Annotated in this window: 17 protein-coding genes; 9 read left to right on the top strand and 8 right to left on the bottom strand. The window is 69.0% G+C overall.

What is annotated here, in order from left to right; all coding sequences use genetic code 11:
* Positions 1-168: 168 nt before the first annotated feature.
* The 4 genes from POL72_RS42580 (at position 169) to POL72_RS42565 (ending at position 5,570) form a co-directional block, all read left to right on the top strand.
* Positions 169-636 carry a hypothetical protein gene (locus POL72_RS42580; RefSeq protein WP_272102610.1) on the top strand — a complete coding sequence of 156 codons (468 nt, stop codon included), beginning with the start codon at positions 169-171 and terminating at the stop codon, positions 634-636.
* Between the two features lie 142 nt (positions 637-778).
* A complete protein-coding gene (locus tag POL72_RS42575) occupies positions 779-2,062 on the top strand; it encodes a multicopper oxidase family protein (RefSeq protein ID WP_272102609.1) in 1,284 nt (427 codons plus the stop codon).
* 181 nt (positions 2,063-2,243) lie between these two features.
* Positions 2,244-4,394, top strand: coding sequence for a copper-transporting P-type ATPase (locus POL72_RS42570; protein WP_272102608.1), 2,151 nt, complete (start codon positions 2,244-2,246; stop codon positions 4,392-4,394).
* 444 nt (positions 4,395-4,838) lie between these two features.
* Positions 4,839-5,570 (top strand): DUF1326 domain-containing protein, encoded by a 732-nt coding sequence (locus tag POL72_RS42565; RefSeq protein ID WP_272102607.1) that lies wholly within the window; start codon positions 4,839-4,841, stop codon positions 5,568-5,570.
* 155 nt (positions 5,571-5,725) lie between these two features.
* Here the strand turns inward: POL72_RS42565 and POL72_RS42560 are convergent, their stop codons facing one another.
* Positions 5,726-6,628, bottom strand: coding sequence for a sterol desaturase family protein (locus POL72_RS42560; RefSeq protein WP_272102606.1), 903 nt, complete (start codon positions 6,626-6,628; stop codon positions 5,726-5,728).
* A 30-nt stretch (positions 6,629-6,658) separates the two neighbouring features.
* Between POL72_RS42560 and POL72_RS42555 the strand changes: the two genes are divergently transcribed.
* Complete coding sequence (locus POL72_RS42555; RefSeq protein WP_272102605.1) at positions 6,659-7,300, top strand: TetR/AcrR family transcriptional regulator; 642 nt, start codon at positions 6,659-6,661, stop codon at positions 7,298-7,300.
* A 266-nt stretch (positions 7,301-7,566) separates the two neighbouring features.
* On the opposite strand, the gene POL72_RS42550 is transcribed toward POL72_RS42555, so the two are convergent.
* The 6 genes from POL72_RS42550 to POL72_RS42525 form a co-directional block, all read right to left on the bottom strand.
* The gene (locus tag POL72_RS42550; RefSeq protein ID WP_272102604.1) at positions 7,567-8,409 is read right to left on the bottom strand and encodes a zinc metalloprotease; all 843 of its coding nucleotides are present in this window, start codon (positions 8,407-8,409) and stop codon (positions 7,567-7,569) included.
* Between the two features lie 259 nt (positions 8,410-8,668).
* Entirely contained in the window at positions 8,669-8,968 is a 300-nt protein-coding gene (locus POL72_RS42545) for a prolipoprotein diacylglyceryl transferase (protein WP_272102603.1), read from the bottom strand.
* A 133-nt stretch (positions 8,969-9,101) separates the two neighbouring features.
* Positions 9,102-9,461, bottom strand: a complete 360-nt coding sequence (locus POL72_RS42540) for a four-helix bundle copper-binding protein (protein ID WP_272102602.1) — start codon at positions 9,459-9,461, stop codon at positions 9,102-9,104.
* Positions 9,462-9,910: 449 nt separating this feature from the next.
* Positions 9,911-10,039 (bottom strand): cupredoxin domain-containing protein, encoded by a 129-nt coding sequence (locus tag POL72_RS51460; protein WP_272102918.1) that lies wholly within the window; start codon positions 10,037-10,039, stop codon positions 9,911-9,913.
* On the bottom strand, positions 10,006-10,281 hold the full coding sequence (locus POL72_RS42530; protein WP_272102601.1) for a cupredoxin domain-containing protein: 276 nt from the start codon (positions 10,279-10,281) through the stop codon (positions 10,006-10,008). The genes POL72_RS51460 and POL72_RS42530 overlap by 34 nt, the downstream gene beginning before the upstream one ends.
* 71 nt (positions 10,282-10,352) lie before the next feature.
* Positions 10,353-12,671, bottom strand: a complete 2,319-nt coding sequence (locus tag POL72_RS42525) for a heavy metal translocating P-type ATPase (protein ID WP_272102600.1) — start codon at positions 12,669-12,671, stop codon at positions 10,353-10,355.
* Positions 12,672-12,896: 225 nt separating this feature from the next.
* Here POL72_RS42525 and POL72_RS42520 point away from each other — a divergent pair, with 225 nt between their 5' ends.
* Entirely contained in the window at positions 12,897-13,118 is a 222-nt protein-coding gene (locus POL72_RS42520; protein WP_272102599.1) for a heavy-metal-associated domain-containing protein, read from the top strand.
* A gap of 178 nt (positions 13,119-13,296) precedes the next feature.
* On the opposite strand, the gene POL72_RS42515 is transcribed toward POL72_RS42520, so the two are convergent.
* Positions 13,297-13,881, bottom strand: coding sequence for a TetR/AcrR family transcriptional regulator (locus POL72_RS42515; RefSeq protein ID WP_272102598.1), 585 nt, complete (start codon positions 13,879-13,881; stop codon positions 13,297-13,299).
* A gap of 97 nt (positions 13,882-13,978) precedes the next feature.
* On the opposite strand from POL72_RS42515, the gene POL72_RS42510 reads away from it, so the two are divergent.
* The 3 genes from POL72_RS42510 (at position 13,979) to POL72_RS42500 (ending at position 15,254) form a co-directional block, all read left to right on the top strand.
* Complete coding sequence (locus tag POL72_RS42510) at positions 13,979-14,197, top strand: hypothetical protein (protein ID WP_272102597.1); 219 nt, start codon at positions 13,979-13,981, stop codon at positions 14,195-14,197.
* A complete protein-coding gene (locus POL72_RS42505; RefSeq protein ID WP_272102596.1) occupies positions 14,194-14,715 on the top strand; it encodes a hypothetical protein in 522 nt (173 codons plus the stop codon). Before POL72_RS42510 ends, POL72_RS42505 begins: the two co-directional genes overlap by 4 nt.
* 245 nt (positions 14,716-14,960) lie before the next feature.
* Positions 14,961-15,254 carry a DUF5132 domain-containing protein gene (locus POL72_RS42500; RefSeq protein WP_272102595.1) on the top strand — a complete coding sequence of 98 codons (294 nt, stop codon included), beginning with the start codon at positions 14,961-14,963 and terminating at the stop codon, positions 15,252-15,254.

Raw genomic sequence — 15,254 nt, 5'->3', positions numbered from 1 at the left:
GATCAAGCGACCGGACGTCGGCTGTATGGCGCTCCGGCAGTGGGACGAGGCATGGTCGTTCCGACGGTGTGACCAGGACGATTACTCTGGAGCTCTTGTACATGTGACCGGATCGGATACCTTCAGCGGTTCCGATCGAAATCACGGTCACAGCAAGGAGACTCAACCATGGCGCGCTCTACGTTCGCTTATCTCGCTGCGCTCGGTATTGCTGCTGCTCTCGCCGCCTGTGGTGACTCGAGCACGGAGGATGCTTCCAGTACCACGACCGCGGGGGCGGGTGGGATGGGTGGAATGGGCGGGATGGATGGTGCGGGCGGCAGCACGAGCGCCACCGGCGGCGGTGGGGGAGAGACCGCGGCCCCGGAGGCGCCGGTCCTCGAGATGGTGATGCCGATGGACGGCGTGCTCCACGTCGAGTGGTCGACGCCCGCTCCCTGCGACGAGATCGAGGGCGAGCGCAAGGACCCCATGCATGAGTACGAGGTTGCCTTCACGGTCGCCGGTACGAAGACGAGCCGCATGGACGCAGGTGCCTTCGAGGATCTCGAGTACACCTACCGGCTCCGCTGCAAGGTCGGCGAAGTCTACTCCGACTACTCGAACGAGATGTCCGGGAACCCCACCGAGGAGTAGCCACCCGATGAGGTTCCCCCTTCTTGTTTGGCTGAGCTCCGCGCTGCTGATCGTGGCGGCCAGCTGTGGTGGATCTGACGAAAAGGGCCCGGGCTCTCAGGGGGACATCCCTCCCGCTGATGCCTGGGTCGAACCTGCGCCCGTGACGGACACGAACCCCGATCCGACGATCGTGGAAGTCGATCTCGAGGCAGGAGAGGCAGAGAAGAGCTTCCTCGAGGGTAAGACGACCGCGGTCCTGGCCTACAACGGCACGGTCCCCGGACCGCTGATCGAGGCGAACGTGGGCGACACGCTGATCGTCCACTTCAAGAACAGCCTGTCGGAGGAGACGACGATCCACTGGCACGGCATCCGGCTGCCAAACGACATGGACGGCGCGCCGGCGGTGCAGCGACCGATCGCGGCCGGGGACGCCTTCACCTATCAATTCAAGCTGAAGGACGCGGGTTTCTTCTGGTTCCACCCACACGTGATGGAGGAGGAGCAGATCCGGAAGGGCCTGTTCGGCGTGATCCGGGTGCGCGGCCAGGACGAGCCGCAGGCCGACGACGAGAAGATCGTCGTGCTGGGCGACGCGCTCCTCAAGGAGGACGGGAGCTTCGACGACGAAGTCGACGACGACATGATCATGCTCGGCCGCGAGGGCAACGTGCTGCTCGTCAACGGCAGGACGATGCCCACGCTCGAGCTCGAGCCGGGCGCGCTGACGCGGCTCCGGATCGTCAACGTCGCGAACGGCCGCTTCTTCAACCTCGCGCTTCCCGGTCACGCGTTCCGCGTGATCGGCACCGACGGCGGGCTGATCCCGAAGCCCTACGACGCCGAGCGGCTGCTGGTCGCGCCGGGCGAGCGCTACGACGTGCTCCTGATCGGTCAGGGGGAGCCGGGGGCGGAGATCGTCCTGACCAACGAGGCCTATGCGCGCGGGCACGACACCGGGGAGGCGGCGCCGATGCCGCTCGCCACGGTGCGCATCGGCGAGGGACCTGCGCTCTCCGGTCGCACGCTGCCGGACTCGGGCCCCGCCATCGAGCGGCTGCCCGGGGGGGCGGCGGACACGACGATCACGTTCGACGAGAGGTATATCCAGGGAGTGCTCAAGTTCCTCGTCGATGGCAACACCTACCCTGATGTGCCGCCGATCGAGGTGGAGCGCGGCTCGACGCACGTCTTCGATCTGAAGAACGACGCAGAGATGGACCACCCGTTCCATCTGCACGGCTTCTTCTTCCAGGTCCTGGCCAGGGACGGCGTCCCCGTGGCCGACGACGCGCTCGCCAACAAGGACACGCTGATCCTGCCTCAGCTGTCGACGACCACGGTCGTGGCCCGCTTCGACGAGCCCGGTGACTGGATGTACCACTGCCACATCCTCGAGCACGCCGAGCGCGGGATGATGGGCGAGCTCGTCGTCAGCCCCTGAGGCCGACGAGGGTACCCGGGAGCGTCCGGTGTAAGCCGGGATGTAAGAAGTCCGAGCCTCGAGCGTCGGCGGGCAGGGAGTCCAAACCATGAACCACGATCATCACCACGAGCATGGTCACCCTCGTGCCGCCGGCCTTGAGCGGACGAAGACCGGACCGGGAACGTGTCCCTCGTGCAGGATGGCTCTCGAGCCGATCGAGCCGGTCCAGGCGGCGACGCGCGTCGAGTACGTCTGCCCGATGCACCCCGAGGTCGTCCGCACGGAGCCGGGCTCCTGCCCGATCTGCGGGATGGCCCTTGAGCCGCGCACGGTGACGCTCGAGGACGCGCCGAACCCCGAGCTCGTGGACATGTCCAAGCGCTTCTGGGCGAGCGTCCCGCTGAGCCTCGTCGTCCTCGTGCTGGGGATGTCCGAGATGATCCCGGGCCAGCCGGTGCAATACCTCCTCGGCCACTGGCTCGTCTGGATCGAGTTTGCCCTTGCCACGCCGGTGGTGCTCTGGTGCGGCGCCCCGTTCTTCGAGCGCGGCTGGGCCTCGTTCAAGAGCTGGCACCTCAACATGTTCACCCTGATCGCCATCGGCACGGGGGCCGCCTATGTGTACAGCGCCGTGGCCACGCTGGCGCCCGGCGTCTTCCCCCACGCGCTGCGCCACGGCGGAGCGGTCCCGGTCTACTTCGAGGCAGCCAGCGTCATCGTCTCGCTCGTGCTGCTCGGGCAGGTCCTCGAGCTGCGCGCCCGCAGCCAGACGAGCAGCGCGCTCAAGGCGCTCCTCGGCCTCGCCCCGAAGACCGCCAGGCGTGTCGGCGCGGACGGTCGGGAAGAGGACGTCTCTCTCGAGCTCGTGCAGCCCGGCGACCGGCTGCGCGTGCGGCCGGGGGAGAAGGTGCCTGTCGACGGCGAGGTCCTCGAGGGGACCAGCGCGGTCGACGAGTCGATGGTCACGGGCGAGCCCATCCCGGTCGAGAAGACGCCCGGCGCCGGCGTGGTCGGCGGCACCGTCAACGGCACAGGCGGCTTCGTGATGCGGGCCGATCGCGTCGGGCGCGACACCCTGCTCGCCCGGATCGTCCAGATGGTGGGCGAGGCCCAGCGCAGCCGCGCCCCCATCCAGCGCCTCGCGGACGCCGTCGCCGCGTGCTTCGTGCCCGCCGTGATCGCGATTGCGGCGCTGACCTTCGTGGTCTGGCTGCTCGTCGGGCCGGAGCCCAGGCTCTCCCACGCGCTCGTCAACGCGGTGGCTGTGCTCATCATCGCCTGCCCGTGCGCGCTCGGCCTCGCCACACCGATATCGATCATGGTCGGGACGGGGCGCGGCGCGACGGCCGGTATCCTGATCAAGAACGCAGAGGCGCTCGAGACCTTCGAGAAGGTCGACACCCTCGTCGTCGACAAGACCGGCACGCTCACCGAGGGCAAGCCGAAGCTCGCCTCCATGGCGACGCTGGGCGACCTCCCGCCGAACGAGATCCTCAGGCTCGCGGCGAGCCTGGAGCGCGGCAGCGAGCACCCGCTCGCGACCGCGATCGTGGCGGGGGCCCTCGAGCAGGAGCTCGAGCTCGTGCCGGCAGAAGGGTTCCGGTCGATCACGGGCAAGGGCGTGGTGGGCACGGTGGCCGGGCGCTCGGTCGCGCTCGGCAACCTCAAGCTCTTCGAGGAGCTCGGTATCCCGCCGGACGATCTCCCGCGCCGCGCCGAGGAGCGCCGGCAAGAGGGCCAGACGGCGATGCTCGTGGCGGTGGACGGCAAGGCGGCGGGCATCGTCGGCGTGGCCGACCCGGTGCGTGCGTCGACCAGCGAGGCCGTCCGTCTCCTCCGCGAGGAGGGCATTCGCCTCATCATGCTCACCGGCGACAGCCGCACGACGGCGGAGGCGGTCGCCAGGAAGCTCGGCATCGAGCACGTCGAGGCCGAGGTGCTGCCCGACCAGAAGGCGGCGGTCGTGAAGCGCCTGCAGGCCGAAGGCCACGTCGTGGCGATGACCGGCGACGGCATCAACGACGCGCCCGCGCTCGCGCAGGCGCACGTCGGCGTCGCCATGGGCACCGGGACCGACGTCGCCATCGAGAGCGCCGGGATCACGCTCGTGCGCGGCGACCTCCGCGGCCTCCTGCGCGCGCGGAAGCTCAGCCGGGCGACGATGCGCAACATCCGACAGAACCTGTTCTTTGCGTTCGTCTACAACGCGCTCGGCGTGCCGGTCGCGGCGGGCGTGCTCTATCCCGTCCTCGGGCTGCTCCTTAGCCCCATGATCGCCAGCGCCGCGATGAGCCTGAGCTCGGTGTCGGTCATCGGCAATGCCCTCCGGCTGCGCCGGGTCGAGCTCTGACCGAACCGCCGGCGTCAGCGCTCCGACACCTCACAGAACCCGGCGCCGGCCGAGCCCTCTCGACCTGTCATCTGGCGCCGGGCCCCTCGATCCACCCGCCCGTCCGGATCGCTGCGTTCATCAAGCGCGCCCAGGAACTCGGCTTCACCCCCGGGAAGCCAGAGAGCTGCTGAATCTGCGCGGCGCCGGGCCTCTCGGCGCCCTGTAATGCCGCTGACCGGCAACGTCTCCATCTACGAAATGCCCGCCGCGATTCGCCCCCCCGAGAGAGGCGGCGACTGCACGGTGGGAGGGTACGCCTGCAATAAAGAGCCACGAACTTGGTTGCCCCAGGGGATGCTCGCCGTGAGCTCGCAACCTCCATGGGTACACCTACACAACCGAATCGACGAAGGAGTGATGACCATGTGCAGCGGTGCATGCAATTGCAATCATGGAACGGAGATGAACGCGCAGAGCGCCGGCGGACGAGCTCAGGCGCTCATCGCCGCGGTCGAGGGGCAAGCCGGGGCGCAACCCGACGCCTCGCCGGTCAAGGCGGAGTCGCCTGCGGACTGGCACCTCAGAGGCGAGTGGTTTGACATCTGCAGCTGCTCGTTGCCCTGCCCATGCACGTTCGCGCAGACCCCCACGCACGGGGATTGCCTCTTCACGCTCGTCTGGCAGATCCACGAGGGCCACTACGCAGGCGTCGACCTCTCGGGGCTCGGGGTCGTCAGCATCGGCGAGTTCGCGGGGAACATGTGGGTCGGCGACCCGAACGCCATGATGAAGCTGATGTTCTACATCGACGCCAAGGCCGACTCCGACCAGCGGCGTGCGTTGGAACGCATCTTCATTGGCAAGGAAGGGGGCTGGCCCGGGAAGTTCGGCTCCCTGATCAGCGAGGTGCGCAGCATCGAGTACGCACCCATCAGGTTCGAAGCCCCCGCCGACCTGGCGCACTGGAGGGCCGAGATCCCGGGGCGGGTCAAGGTGGGGGCGCGAGCGCTCACCGGACCGACCGCGGACCCGAACCGCCGGGTGCAGCTGATCAACGCCCCCGGCGCCGAAGTCGGCCCCGGCCAGGTGGCCACCTGGGGCGTGGTCGAGGACGATCTCGCCACCGGCTTCGACTTCTCCCACGCCTACAAGGGCGGTTCCAGCAAGCACTTCCCGTTCGACTGGCGTCCGTAGTGACGCCTGTGAGCGTCGCGTGAAGCGGCGCTCCACTGGATGCGGCGCCGTCGTCGTGGGTGGCCTGCCACGCGGGGAGGCGGCTGCCGCATGACGCCGAGGGACCAGGGCGCGCCACCCTGGCTCGCTCGGGGGGGCTCGCTGGCGCGAAGAGGTCAGCGTCGGAACGGCAGGGCCAGCACCTGCCAGAACTGCTGCGACGGTGGATAGCCCGCAGAGCGGTCGACGCCCAGGCGGCGCGGGGCCGCGTCCGGCCGGTACACGAACGTCCCGAAGACCAGATCCCACAGCGGAAGTACGGTCCCGAAGTTCCGGGCCTCGTCGATGTCGGCGCTGTGATGATAGCGGTGCAGCTCGGTGCCGATGAACACGTAATTCAGGAATCCGGCGCGGATGTCGACGTTGAAGTGCGAACCCATCGTCTGGAGATCGATGAGCAACACCGCCGCGAAGACGGCCTGCGGAGACAGCCCCAAGATCAGCAGGGTCGACTGGATCAGCACCGCCGAGATGAGCGCGTTGAGGGGGTGAAACACGCCGTGCATCACCACGTAGACGCGATCCGGAAGGTGATGCGCCAGGTGGACCTTCCACAAGAAGCGCCCCAGGGCTCCGGTGCCTTCGTGGCTGAGGCGATGGAACCAGTACTGCAGCAGCTCGAAGACCACAAGGAAGACCCCCACGCTGAGGAGCACGGAGGCGCTGGCGAGCGGGCCCTGATGCCGCTCGCTGAGCCACAGGGCCAGGGTACCGAAGCCGGTCCGCACCATCGCGATGGTGACGCCCGACGCCAGCAGGTACTTGAGGTCGCGCCAGAAGCTCTGGCGGGTCATGCCCCAGTCCGGCGACAGCGGCAGCAGGCGCTCGACGGTGATGAGCAAGACGATCAGGCCGAAGAGGTAACCCCACAGGGCGCGCCTCAGGTCCCAGCCCTGCGTCACGGCGGCGTAGATGATGTACAAGGTCACCGCCAGCAGCAGCGGGTACAGCAGGCGGCTCGTCATCCAGATCAGCGTTCCTCGCATGCGATGGATGCTGAGGTCGGGCGCCTCTTCCACCTAGCGACACGGACTGCGGATTGAACGTTAATGAACAAGAACGCGAAAAAGTCCGGAAACGAGGACAGGGACGGGGGCGACGACAGGGGGCGGGCCGCCGGCAAGATCGCGGATCGGCGCGTGCAGAAGACCCGGAAGCTGCTCTCGGACGCCCTGGTCTCGCTGATCCTGGAGAAGGGCTATGACGAGGTGTCCATCCAGGACATCATCGATCGAGCCAACGTCGGGCGGTCCACGTTCTACTCGCACTACGAGAACAAGGAGCAGCTGCTGCTGTTCGGACACGAGCACCTGCGGGCGCTGTTCCCGCGGGACGCGGGACGTCCGCTCGACTTCCTGCCGTTTTACCGCCACCTCGCCGAGATGCACGAGCTGGTGCGCAAGCTCCTGTCCGCGGAGAAGAGCGAGCGGGTGCTGACGCGCTCCCTGGAGGACATCCTTCAGGGCAGCATCTGCCGCCTGTACGCTCCGCGGCTGGCGCCGGAGGAGGGGGCCCTGTTCATGCTCCGCTCCGAGGCGGCGGCGGCGGCGCTGGTGCGGTTGATGACGAGCTGGATCCACAAGGGAATGCCGTGCTCACCGGAGCGGATGGCGGAGGAGAGCACGGCGCTGCTGCAGCGGGTCCTCGCGGACGAGCGGGCCGCGGCGAGCGGACGGACGCGGAAGGAGTGAGGCGCAACCGCGCCAGCACCGTCCAGGCATCGCGGGAGGGGGGTGGGTCGCGTAGGCTGTTCTATGTCAACTCGTGGGTTGGCACCATCACGTTTCGGTTGTCCTCTGCCGCTACGCGCTCGGCGTCGCCGAACGTGTGCAGCATTTTCCCCCTCGCAAGGACGGCGGACTGCAGGCCACGCGGTCGACGTCGCGGCCTGAGCGCCACTTCGCCGACTCATTCGTGGAGACCGGCCGCCGGCGGTCGCCCGTCGCGGAGGAGCGCATCAAGGCTCGCCATACAGCTCCGCCGCTCCTGCCTCGTCGAGCGAGGTCAGCACGTAGTCGCCCCCGTTGGTGCCCTCGCAGCGGCTCTCCGCGTTGTAGTGCATCACCGACCCCGGATCATAAGGCGTGAGCGCCCGCCAACCGGGACGCTCTGTGCAGGCGCCGTTGCCCTCCGGCCGTGCGTGCTCGTGCCGGAAGCCGAGGACGTGCCCGAGCTCGTGCCGGAGGACCCCGGTCAGGGTCTTCGAGGCGGAGCGAGCGATGTTCTCCAGATCGATGAAGACCTGGCGATACCCCCGCGCGACCATGCTCGGAAGGAAAGCTCGCCCGTTGTACGTGGTGCCGCTGGCAGGGACGACCTCGAACAGCGCGGAATGCTCGTCGTACCCGCAGGCCTCGTCCAGGTCGGGCTCGTAGACGAAGCGCACGGCGGCGGCGCTCGCCCAGGCGGACCCGGCCGACTGCGTCGCGGCGACCACCGCGTCGTAATCGTCGCCGAAGCGCGGAGAGACGCAATACGTCAGGTTCATCTTCTGCTCGTCGCTCCAGCGGTCATCGCTCCCGTCGTCGCGCGTGTTGACGATGAGCGCCCCCGCCTGCTGGTGCTCGGCGGCGAGCTCCTTCAGGGTCACGTCGTCGTGAACGCCGATGTCGCCGTCGACGAGATAAGCGCCGTCGTTCGGATCGCGCGGGAGGCTGGCCTTCCATTCATCGAAGCTCTGGTAAGTGTCACCGACGGGCTCGCCCGCATCGGACGGCGGGTCGGCGACGCAGCCCGCCGCGAGGACGGAGGAGGTTGACAAAAGGAGGAGAGAACCGTGAATAGATGGAGGGATGAACATGTGAGCTCCTTGCTCGGGCCGATCCGGGCCAATACCCCATGACTGCGCAAACTCCATGCCAGGGCTTCAAGGCCGCCGGGAGGACGAAAGTCCCCGTGCCAGGTTCGATCGCCCCGGTCGAGGAGCGAAGCGGCCGCCTCGTTGTGCCTCCCACGGTCACAGACGATCGTCATGCGGCATCAGTTTTCGTCGTTCGAAGCGCCGATCGGTGCTCCTGAGCTGTGACCTTTGGGGCCACAGTGCGGTGACCGTGGGGGGGTCACCGGGACGGCCGCAGCGCGCACCCCGGCGAATGCCGAGGCTGGCCGAGGTCCTCGCGCGCCCCCTCGGGTGCCGGCTGAACACGAGCGCTGCGGATCAGCAGGACGAGCCCTGCCGTGAACAGCGCGATCGCACCGTACTGGCCGGGCGTCAGGCCGGCGTAGCGCACATCGACGATACGGAGGAAATCGAGCAGAGTCCGCACGGGCGCGTACAGCACGGCCAGGAGCCCCGCAAAGAGGCCCGGCGGCCGCGATCTCCGCCCCAGCGCGGCGATCACCACCGTGACGGGGATCATGTGTAGCGCCTCCTCGAGGTCGAGGTTTGCCCGTGGCGCCGCCTGCTGCGGCTCCAGCGCTGGCCGCGGCGGAGGAAGCCGCGCAGGGCTGACGTTCCGTTCAGCGCCGCCCCGCGCGGCGCCCTGGCCGGTCTCAGGGCACGCTCTGGTGTCCCGCGCCGGCTGCCCCGCCCGGCCGCATCTGCGCGACCTGCCTGCACGCGGCGGCGCAGCGGCGGCACTCGTCGGCGCAGGCCTTCATCTGCGCGTCACCCGTGAACTGGTCACAGCTCTGAGCGCAGAGCTCGCAGATGCTCGCGCACGCGGCCGTGACCTGGTTGTGTTGCGGCGAGCCGCGCATCAGGAACGTCGCCGTCGTCTCGCAGATCTTGGCGCAATCCTGCATGAGCTGCATGTGGGATGGCTCCGCGTGCGAGCCTCCCATATGGAGGCAGTACTGGATCGTCTGGACGCAGATCGACTCGCAGCTCTGGGCGTGGCTGGCCGTGTTCACGAAAGCCGTGCTCAGAGTGAATGCCTTGTGAGCCATGTGTCCCCCCTAATTTCAATGATGCTTCTCGATGCCTCGCGAGCTCATCTCGCGCGCGCACAGGATGAGCCCGACTGGCAGGCGAGAGATTTGTCGAATTCACCAGGTTCGTCATGTCAGAGCGCTCCGCATTCGCGGCTCGGATGGAGGCTGAACCAGCGCCGACGCCGCGCATGCGTCGTGCCATTCTGCTGGCCCATGCGTCTGGGCTGCTCACAGGGCGATGCTTGGAACAGATTTGGGTGGATGGGATTCGAGCGGGGCGATGGGATTGATGTGACCTGTGCGGTCACTTTCATCTATCCGACCGACCAGGCTGTCGCTCTCCGCAGCCGATGCGCTGGCGCGAGCACGCGCTTGCGCCAGCTGGAGGGCTCGCTCACCGTCAGCCAGGGACCGCTTCCGTCCGCTGCTCACTTCCTCGGGGCGACAGCGATGGTGCCCTTGATCATCCCCATGCCGCACTCGAATTTCAGCTCACCTGCCTTCAGCTCCGGGAGGTCGATGGTCACTGGCTGTCCGGTCGGCAGCTCCTTGCGGATGCCGAGGCTCGGGAAGATGACCTCCTTGGTGCAGCCGCCGCTGTCGTGACGACGAGCCTGAGCTCCAGCCGCTCTCCCTCGACAGCGGCGATCTTGTCGGGCACGAAGGCGCCGTGGACCATGATCTCGACCACCCGCGGGGCCTTCTGTGGCTCGGCGCTCGCGGGCTGCGAGCCGCCGAGCACGGAGGCGACCGAGGTGATGCCGAGCGCTATCGAGAAGATTGCGTGCGTGATCTTCATGAGAGAATCTCCTTTGAGGTTCTGGGTGGAAGACGCGCAGGCCTCCGCCGCATTACGATCGGGCGCGGATTTCAGCTCGCGTGCCGGAACCGGCGCAGCCGGAGGGAGCTGAGGAGCACCGAGACGCTCGACAGGCTCATGGCCGCGCTCGCCAGGACCGGCGACAGGAGCGAGCCGGTCAGCGGGTAGAGCGCGCCGGCGGCGATCGGGATGCCGACCACGTTGTAGATGAACGCCCAGAAGAGGTTCTGGCGGATGGTCCGCAGCGTCGCGCGCGAGAGCCCGAGCGCCGTGGGCAGGGCGGCGATGCCGCCACGGAGCAGCGCCACGTCGGCCGCAGCGACCGCGATGTCAGTGCCGCTCGCGACCGCGATCCCCACGTGGGCGCCGGCGAGGGCTGGCGCGTCGTTGATGCCGTCGCCGACCATGGCGACGATGCGCCCGCGCTCCCGCTCCTCGCGCACGATGCGCGCCTTGTCCTCGGGGCGGACCTCGGCGAAGACCTCGTGAATCCCCAGCTGTTGCGCCACCGCGCGCGCTGTCGCCTCGCGGTCCCCTGTCACCATGGCGACGCGCACGCCGAGCTCGTGCAGCGCGGCGACGGCCTGCTTGGCTTCTGGGGTCGGCAGGTCGGCGACCGCGACCAGACCGGCGAGGCGGCCCTCGACGGCGACGAACGACGGGGTGTTTCCGTGCCGGGCGAGGCCCTGGGCGAGCTCCTCGAGCGGCGTGGCGTCGATCCCGAGCTCGGCGAGGTACCGGGCCGTGCCGATGCGCACTTCCCGCCCGTCGAGGCGGGCGACCACGCCGCGCCCGGCATCGGCGCGGAAGTCCTCGGGCGCCGAGAGCGCGAGGTTGCGTGCGCGCGCACCCTCGACCAGCGCCTTCGCGACGGGATGCTCGCTGCCGAGCTCTGCTGACCCGACGAGGCGCAGGAGCTCGTCCTCCGAGACCTCGGCCAGCGCCTTCACGGCCGCGAGCTGCGGCCGCCCCGCCGTGAGCGTGCCCGTCTTGTCGACGAGGACGGTGTCGACGCGGCTCGCGGCCTCGAGCGCCGTGCCGCCCTTCACGAGCACGCCGAGCTCGGCGCCGCGGCCGGTGCCCACAGCCACGGCGGCGGGCGTTGCAAGGCCCAGGGCGCAGGGGCAGGCGATCACGAGGACGGCGACGAACCGCTCTACCGCGGCAGCGAACCCCGCCGCGCTCGGATCCATCGCGACCCAGACGACGAACGCGAGCGTGGCGATACCGAGGACCACTGGGACGAAGATGGCGCTTACGGTATCGGCGAGGCGCGCGATCGGCGCCTTCGAGCCCTGCGCCTGCTCGACCGCCTCGACGATGTGGGCGAGCGCGGTGTCGGCACCGGTCTTCGTGATCCGCACCGTGAGCTGCCCGCTCTGGTTCAGCGTGCCGCCGAACACAGGCGCTCCGGTGCTCTTGTCGATGGGGAGGCTCTCGCCCGTGAGCATCGACTCATCGATGGCTGAGGTGCCGGACACGACCTCGCCGTCGCTCGGCATCCGCTGTCCCGGCCGAACGCGGACGATGTCGCCGGGCCAGAGATCCGCGGCCGGGATCTCCTCCTCCACATCGCCGCGGAGGCGCCGCGCCGTCCTGGGCTGGAGCGCGACGAGCCCACGCACCGCGTCGGTGAGGCGCTTGCAGGCGCGTGTTTCGAGGAGCTTACCGAGCAGGACAAAGCTGATGATGGCCCCGACGGCCTCGAAGTAGACATGCGGCCGCATCCCGTGCTCGGCGTGGGGGAAGAGCTGCGGGGCGACGACGGCGATCGCGGAGTAGACCCACGCGGCGCCGGTCCCGAGGGCAACGAGTGTGTTCATGTCGGCCGCCCGGTGCCGGAGCGCGACCCAGGCGAGCCGGAAGAACCTGCGGCCGGGACCTACGACCACGGCGGTCGCGAGGGCGAGCTGGACGAACCGACCGATCGTGCCGTCCGCTCCCGGGATGCGGCCGTGCGACATCCCGAGGACGAGCAGCGGGACGGACAGGACAAGCGAGATCACGAAGTCCCGCGAGAGGACGCGCCGCTCGCCGTCGAGGCTCTCCTCGGCGGCGGCTGCTCGATCGGCAGGAGCAACGGTGGGGCGGCCCGGCGCGGCGCTGCTCTCCGGGAGGCTGTAGCCCGCGCTCTCGATGGCGGCGACGAGGGTCTTGGTGGACGCGGCGGACGGGTCGAACGTGACCGTGGCCGTGCGGGTCACAAGGTTGACCTTCGCATCGCTGACGCCGGGGACCGCGAGCAAGGCCCGCTCGATGCGCCGGACGCAGGCGGCGCACGTCATGCCCTCGACAGGCAGATCGATGCGGCAGATGGCGCCCTCGCCGGTGTCCTGGGGGGCGGGAATGGAGACGGATGCGGTCGACATGATCACCTCTTTGTCGACCAGCGCAGACGCAGGGTCACTCCGCGGATTACGGCAAGAGCGCTGGAGCTCACCGCGCAAGTGGCTGCACGGCCGGCATGTCCGGGGCACTGGGGGGGCTTCGCCCAGCTCCCCCGACGAACGCGACGGCTCCTGCGCCGTGTAATGAATCCCGATGGCTGCGTCTTCGGGGGTGAGCGGCCCGTGGGGCGCCGAAAGGAAGACGTCATGAAAGAGACCATGCTTCAGGTGGACGGGATGAGCTGCCCGTCCTGTGTCCGCCACATCGACAGCGCGCTTCGCGAGCTCGGCGGCGGCGTGGCCAAGGTCGACGTGCGCCTGCGCGAGGGCACCGTCGTGGTGCAGCACGATCCGACGAGCGCGCCCGTGGACGCCCTTGTCGAGGCCGTGCGCGGGGCCGGTTACGACGTGCGCCCCCGCGCTGCCTGAACGCCCGCAGCGCCCGGGGCTCGTGGCCTGATGAAGGTCAGGTCACGAGCTCCGGCGCGCCCACCCTCCGAGGAAGTCACCATGATCGTTCTCATTGGAGGCGGACTCGCTTCCGCGCGTGCCGCCGAGACGCTACGGGCCGAGGGCTATCGCGGATCGCCGTCAGCCTCGGGACGACTCAGCGCGTGGGGCGCAACCCCGCCAGCGTGACCGCGACAAGCCGGCGGACGGCAGCCTTGGACGGCAGACTGCCGGCTGCGGTCAGGGCGTGGAGGCAGTACTGCGCGAGCTCGTCCGGCGCGACATCATCCCGGAAGGCACCGGCCTTCGCGCCCTCCGCGACCAGGTCGCGGATGAAGTCGCGGAGGTGCTGCTGCGCGCGCGCGACGTGTTCACCGCGATGCAAGAGCGCCGAGAGCTCGGTGGTGGGGTGCTCGTGGGCGATGAGCGCGAAGGCCTCGAGCACGGCCTCGAGCCGCGCGCCCGCGTCACCCGCCTGGTCCCGGACGGCGGCGAGGTGCTTGAGGTGGCCGGCGATGTGCCGTTCGTGCCAGGCGACCAGGATCGCCTCGACGTCGGCGAAGTACTTGTACAGCGTCGCGCGCCCGATGCCGGTCGCCTCGGCGATCTGCGACATCGTCACCGACGCCAGTCCGTGCTCGGCGACCAGCGCCGCGGTGGTGTCCAGGATCGCATCGTGCACCGCGCGGCGGTGCGCCCCGATCGTCTCGTTCCACAGCTTTGGCACCCTCGGAGTATACACGACGGCATGGTCGCATACACAGTGATTTGACATATACAAAGTGTATTGATAAAGTTGAGGTCGACCCTGACATCCACGCTCAACCGAGGAGATGCACATGGCTGACCCGTCCCGTTATCCCGACGCCGGCCTGAGGCTGGACGGCGGGTCTACCCCTCCCACGCCGCGCTGGGTGAAGGCGTTCGGGGCCATCGTTGTCGTCGTAGTCGTGCTGTTTATCGTCCTGCACCTCACCGGCATGAGCCTTGGTGGTCCAGGTAGCCACACGCCGGCCGGTCACCGCGGCCCCGCGCCTCTGGAAGGCGGCCACGGATGATGACGATGACACCCCCGCTCCGGAAGCTCGCGCTCACCGCGCATGTCACGTCCTCGGTCGGCTGGCTCGGCTCCGTCGCGGCCTTCCTCGCGCTCGCGATTGCCGGTTTGACCTGCCAGGAGGCGCCGACGGTGCGCGCCGCCTACCTCGCGATGGATCTGATCACGTGGCTCGTCATCGTCCCGTTGAGCCTCGCCTCGCTGCTCACCGGGGTCGTCCAGTCGCTGGGCACGCCGTGGGGCTTGCTCCGGCACTACTGGGTCGTGTTCAAGCTCCTGCTGACCGTCGTCGCCACGGGCGTCTTGCTGCTGCACACGAGGCCGATCCACTACGTGGCGAGCGTCGCGGCCGAGACGGCGCTGTCCGGTGGAGATCTTCGCCAGGTGCGCATCCAGCTCGTGGCCGATGCTGCTGCCGCCCTGGTGACGTTGCTCGTGGCCACGGCGCTCTCGGTGTACAAGCCGCGGGGCGTGACGCGCTACGGGCGGCGTGAGCAGCGCGCGGCGCTCGTGCTGTAGCTGCCAGGACTGCTGCTCGGCCCCCGCAACGGGCCGAGCCCAACGCGTCGCTCTCCTTCCATCGACCATCGACGCGTCGAAGCGCTGGAAACGCGGCTCAATCAGGATGGTCTCAAGGACGACGAAGATGGGGAATATATCTTCGGTGAACGGCTTGCAGAGCGAGCGGCGACGGCTATTGCTCAGCTCAAGCCGAACGGCGGTGTTCTGGTGAACCGCTACCAGCCGAGTGAAAGGCACCCCTGATGTCGCTGCAATTGGCTCAATCGAAGCTGATCGTCGCCCTCTCGGCCCTCGCCGCCGGTGCCCTCTTCGCCCCTCTCGTGGGGCGCGCTGTGCGCCCCCTGGCGCTCCTCGCCGTCAAGGGCGGCATTGTCGCGCAACGGGAGCTCGTGGGCATCGTGGAAGGGCTCCGCGAGGAGCTGCAGGACATCGTCGCCGAGGCAAAGGCTCAGCTTGGCGATCTGTCCGAGCCGGCCTCGGGCGACGACGGGCATGCTCATGACCATGCCCACGCACACCCGCGGGCCGGCGCGTGA

The sequence above is a fragment of the Sorangium aterium genome (assembly GCF_028368935.1).
Classification (GTDB): Bacteria; Myxococcota_A; Polyangia; order Polyangiales; family Polyangiaceae; genus Sorangium; species Sorangium atrum.
Note: the sequence above shows the minus strand (reverse complement) of the source record. Positions and strands in the feature narration are given on the sequence as shown.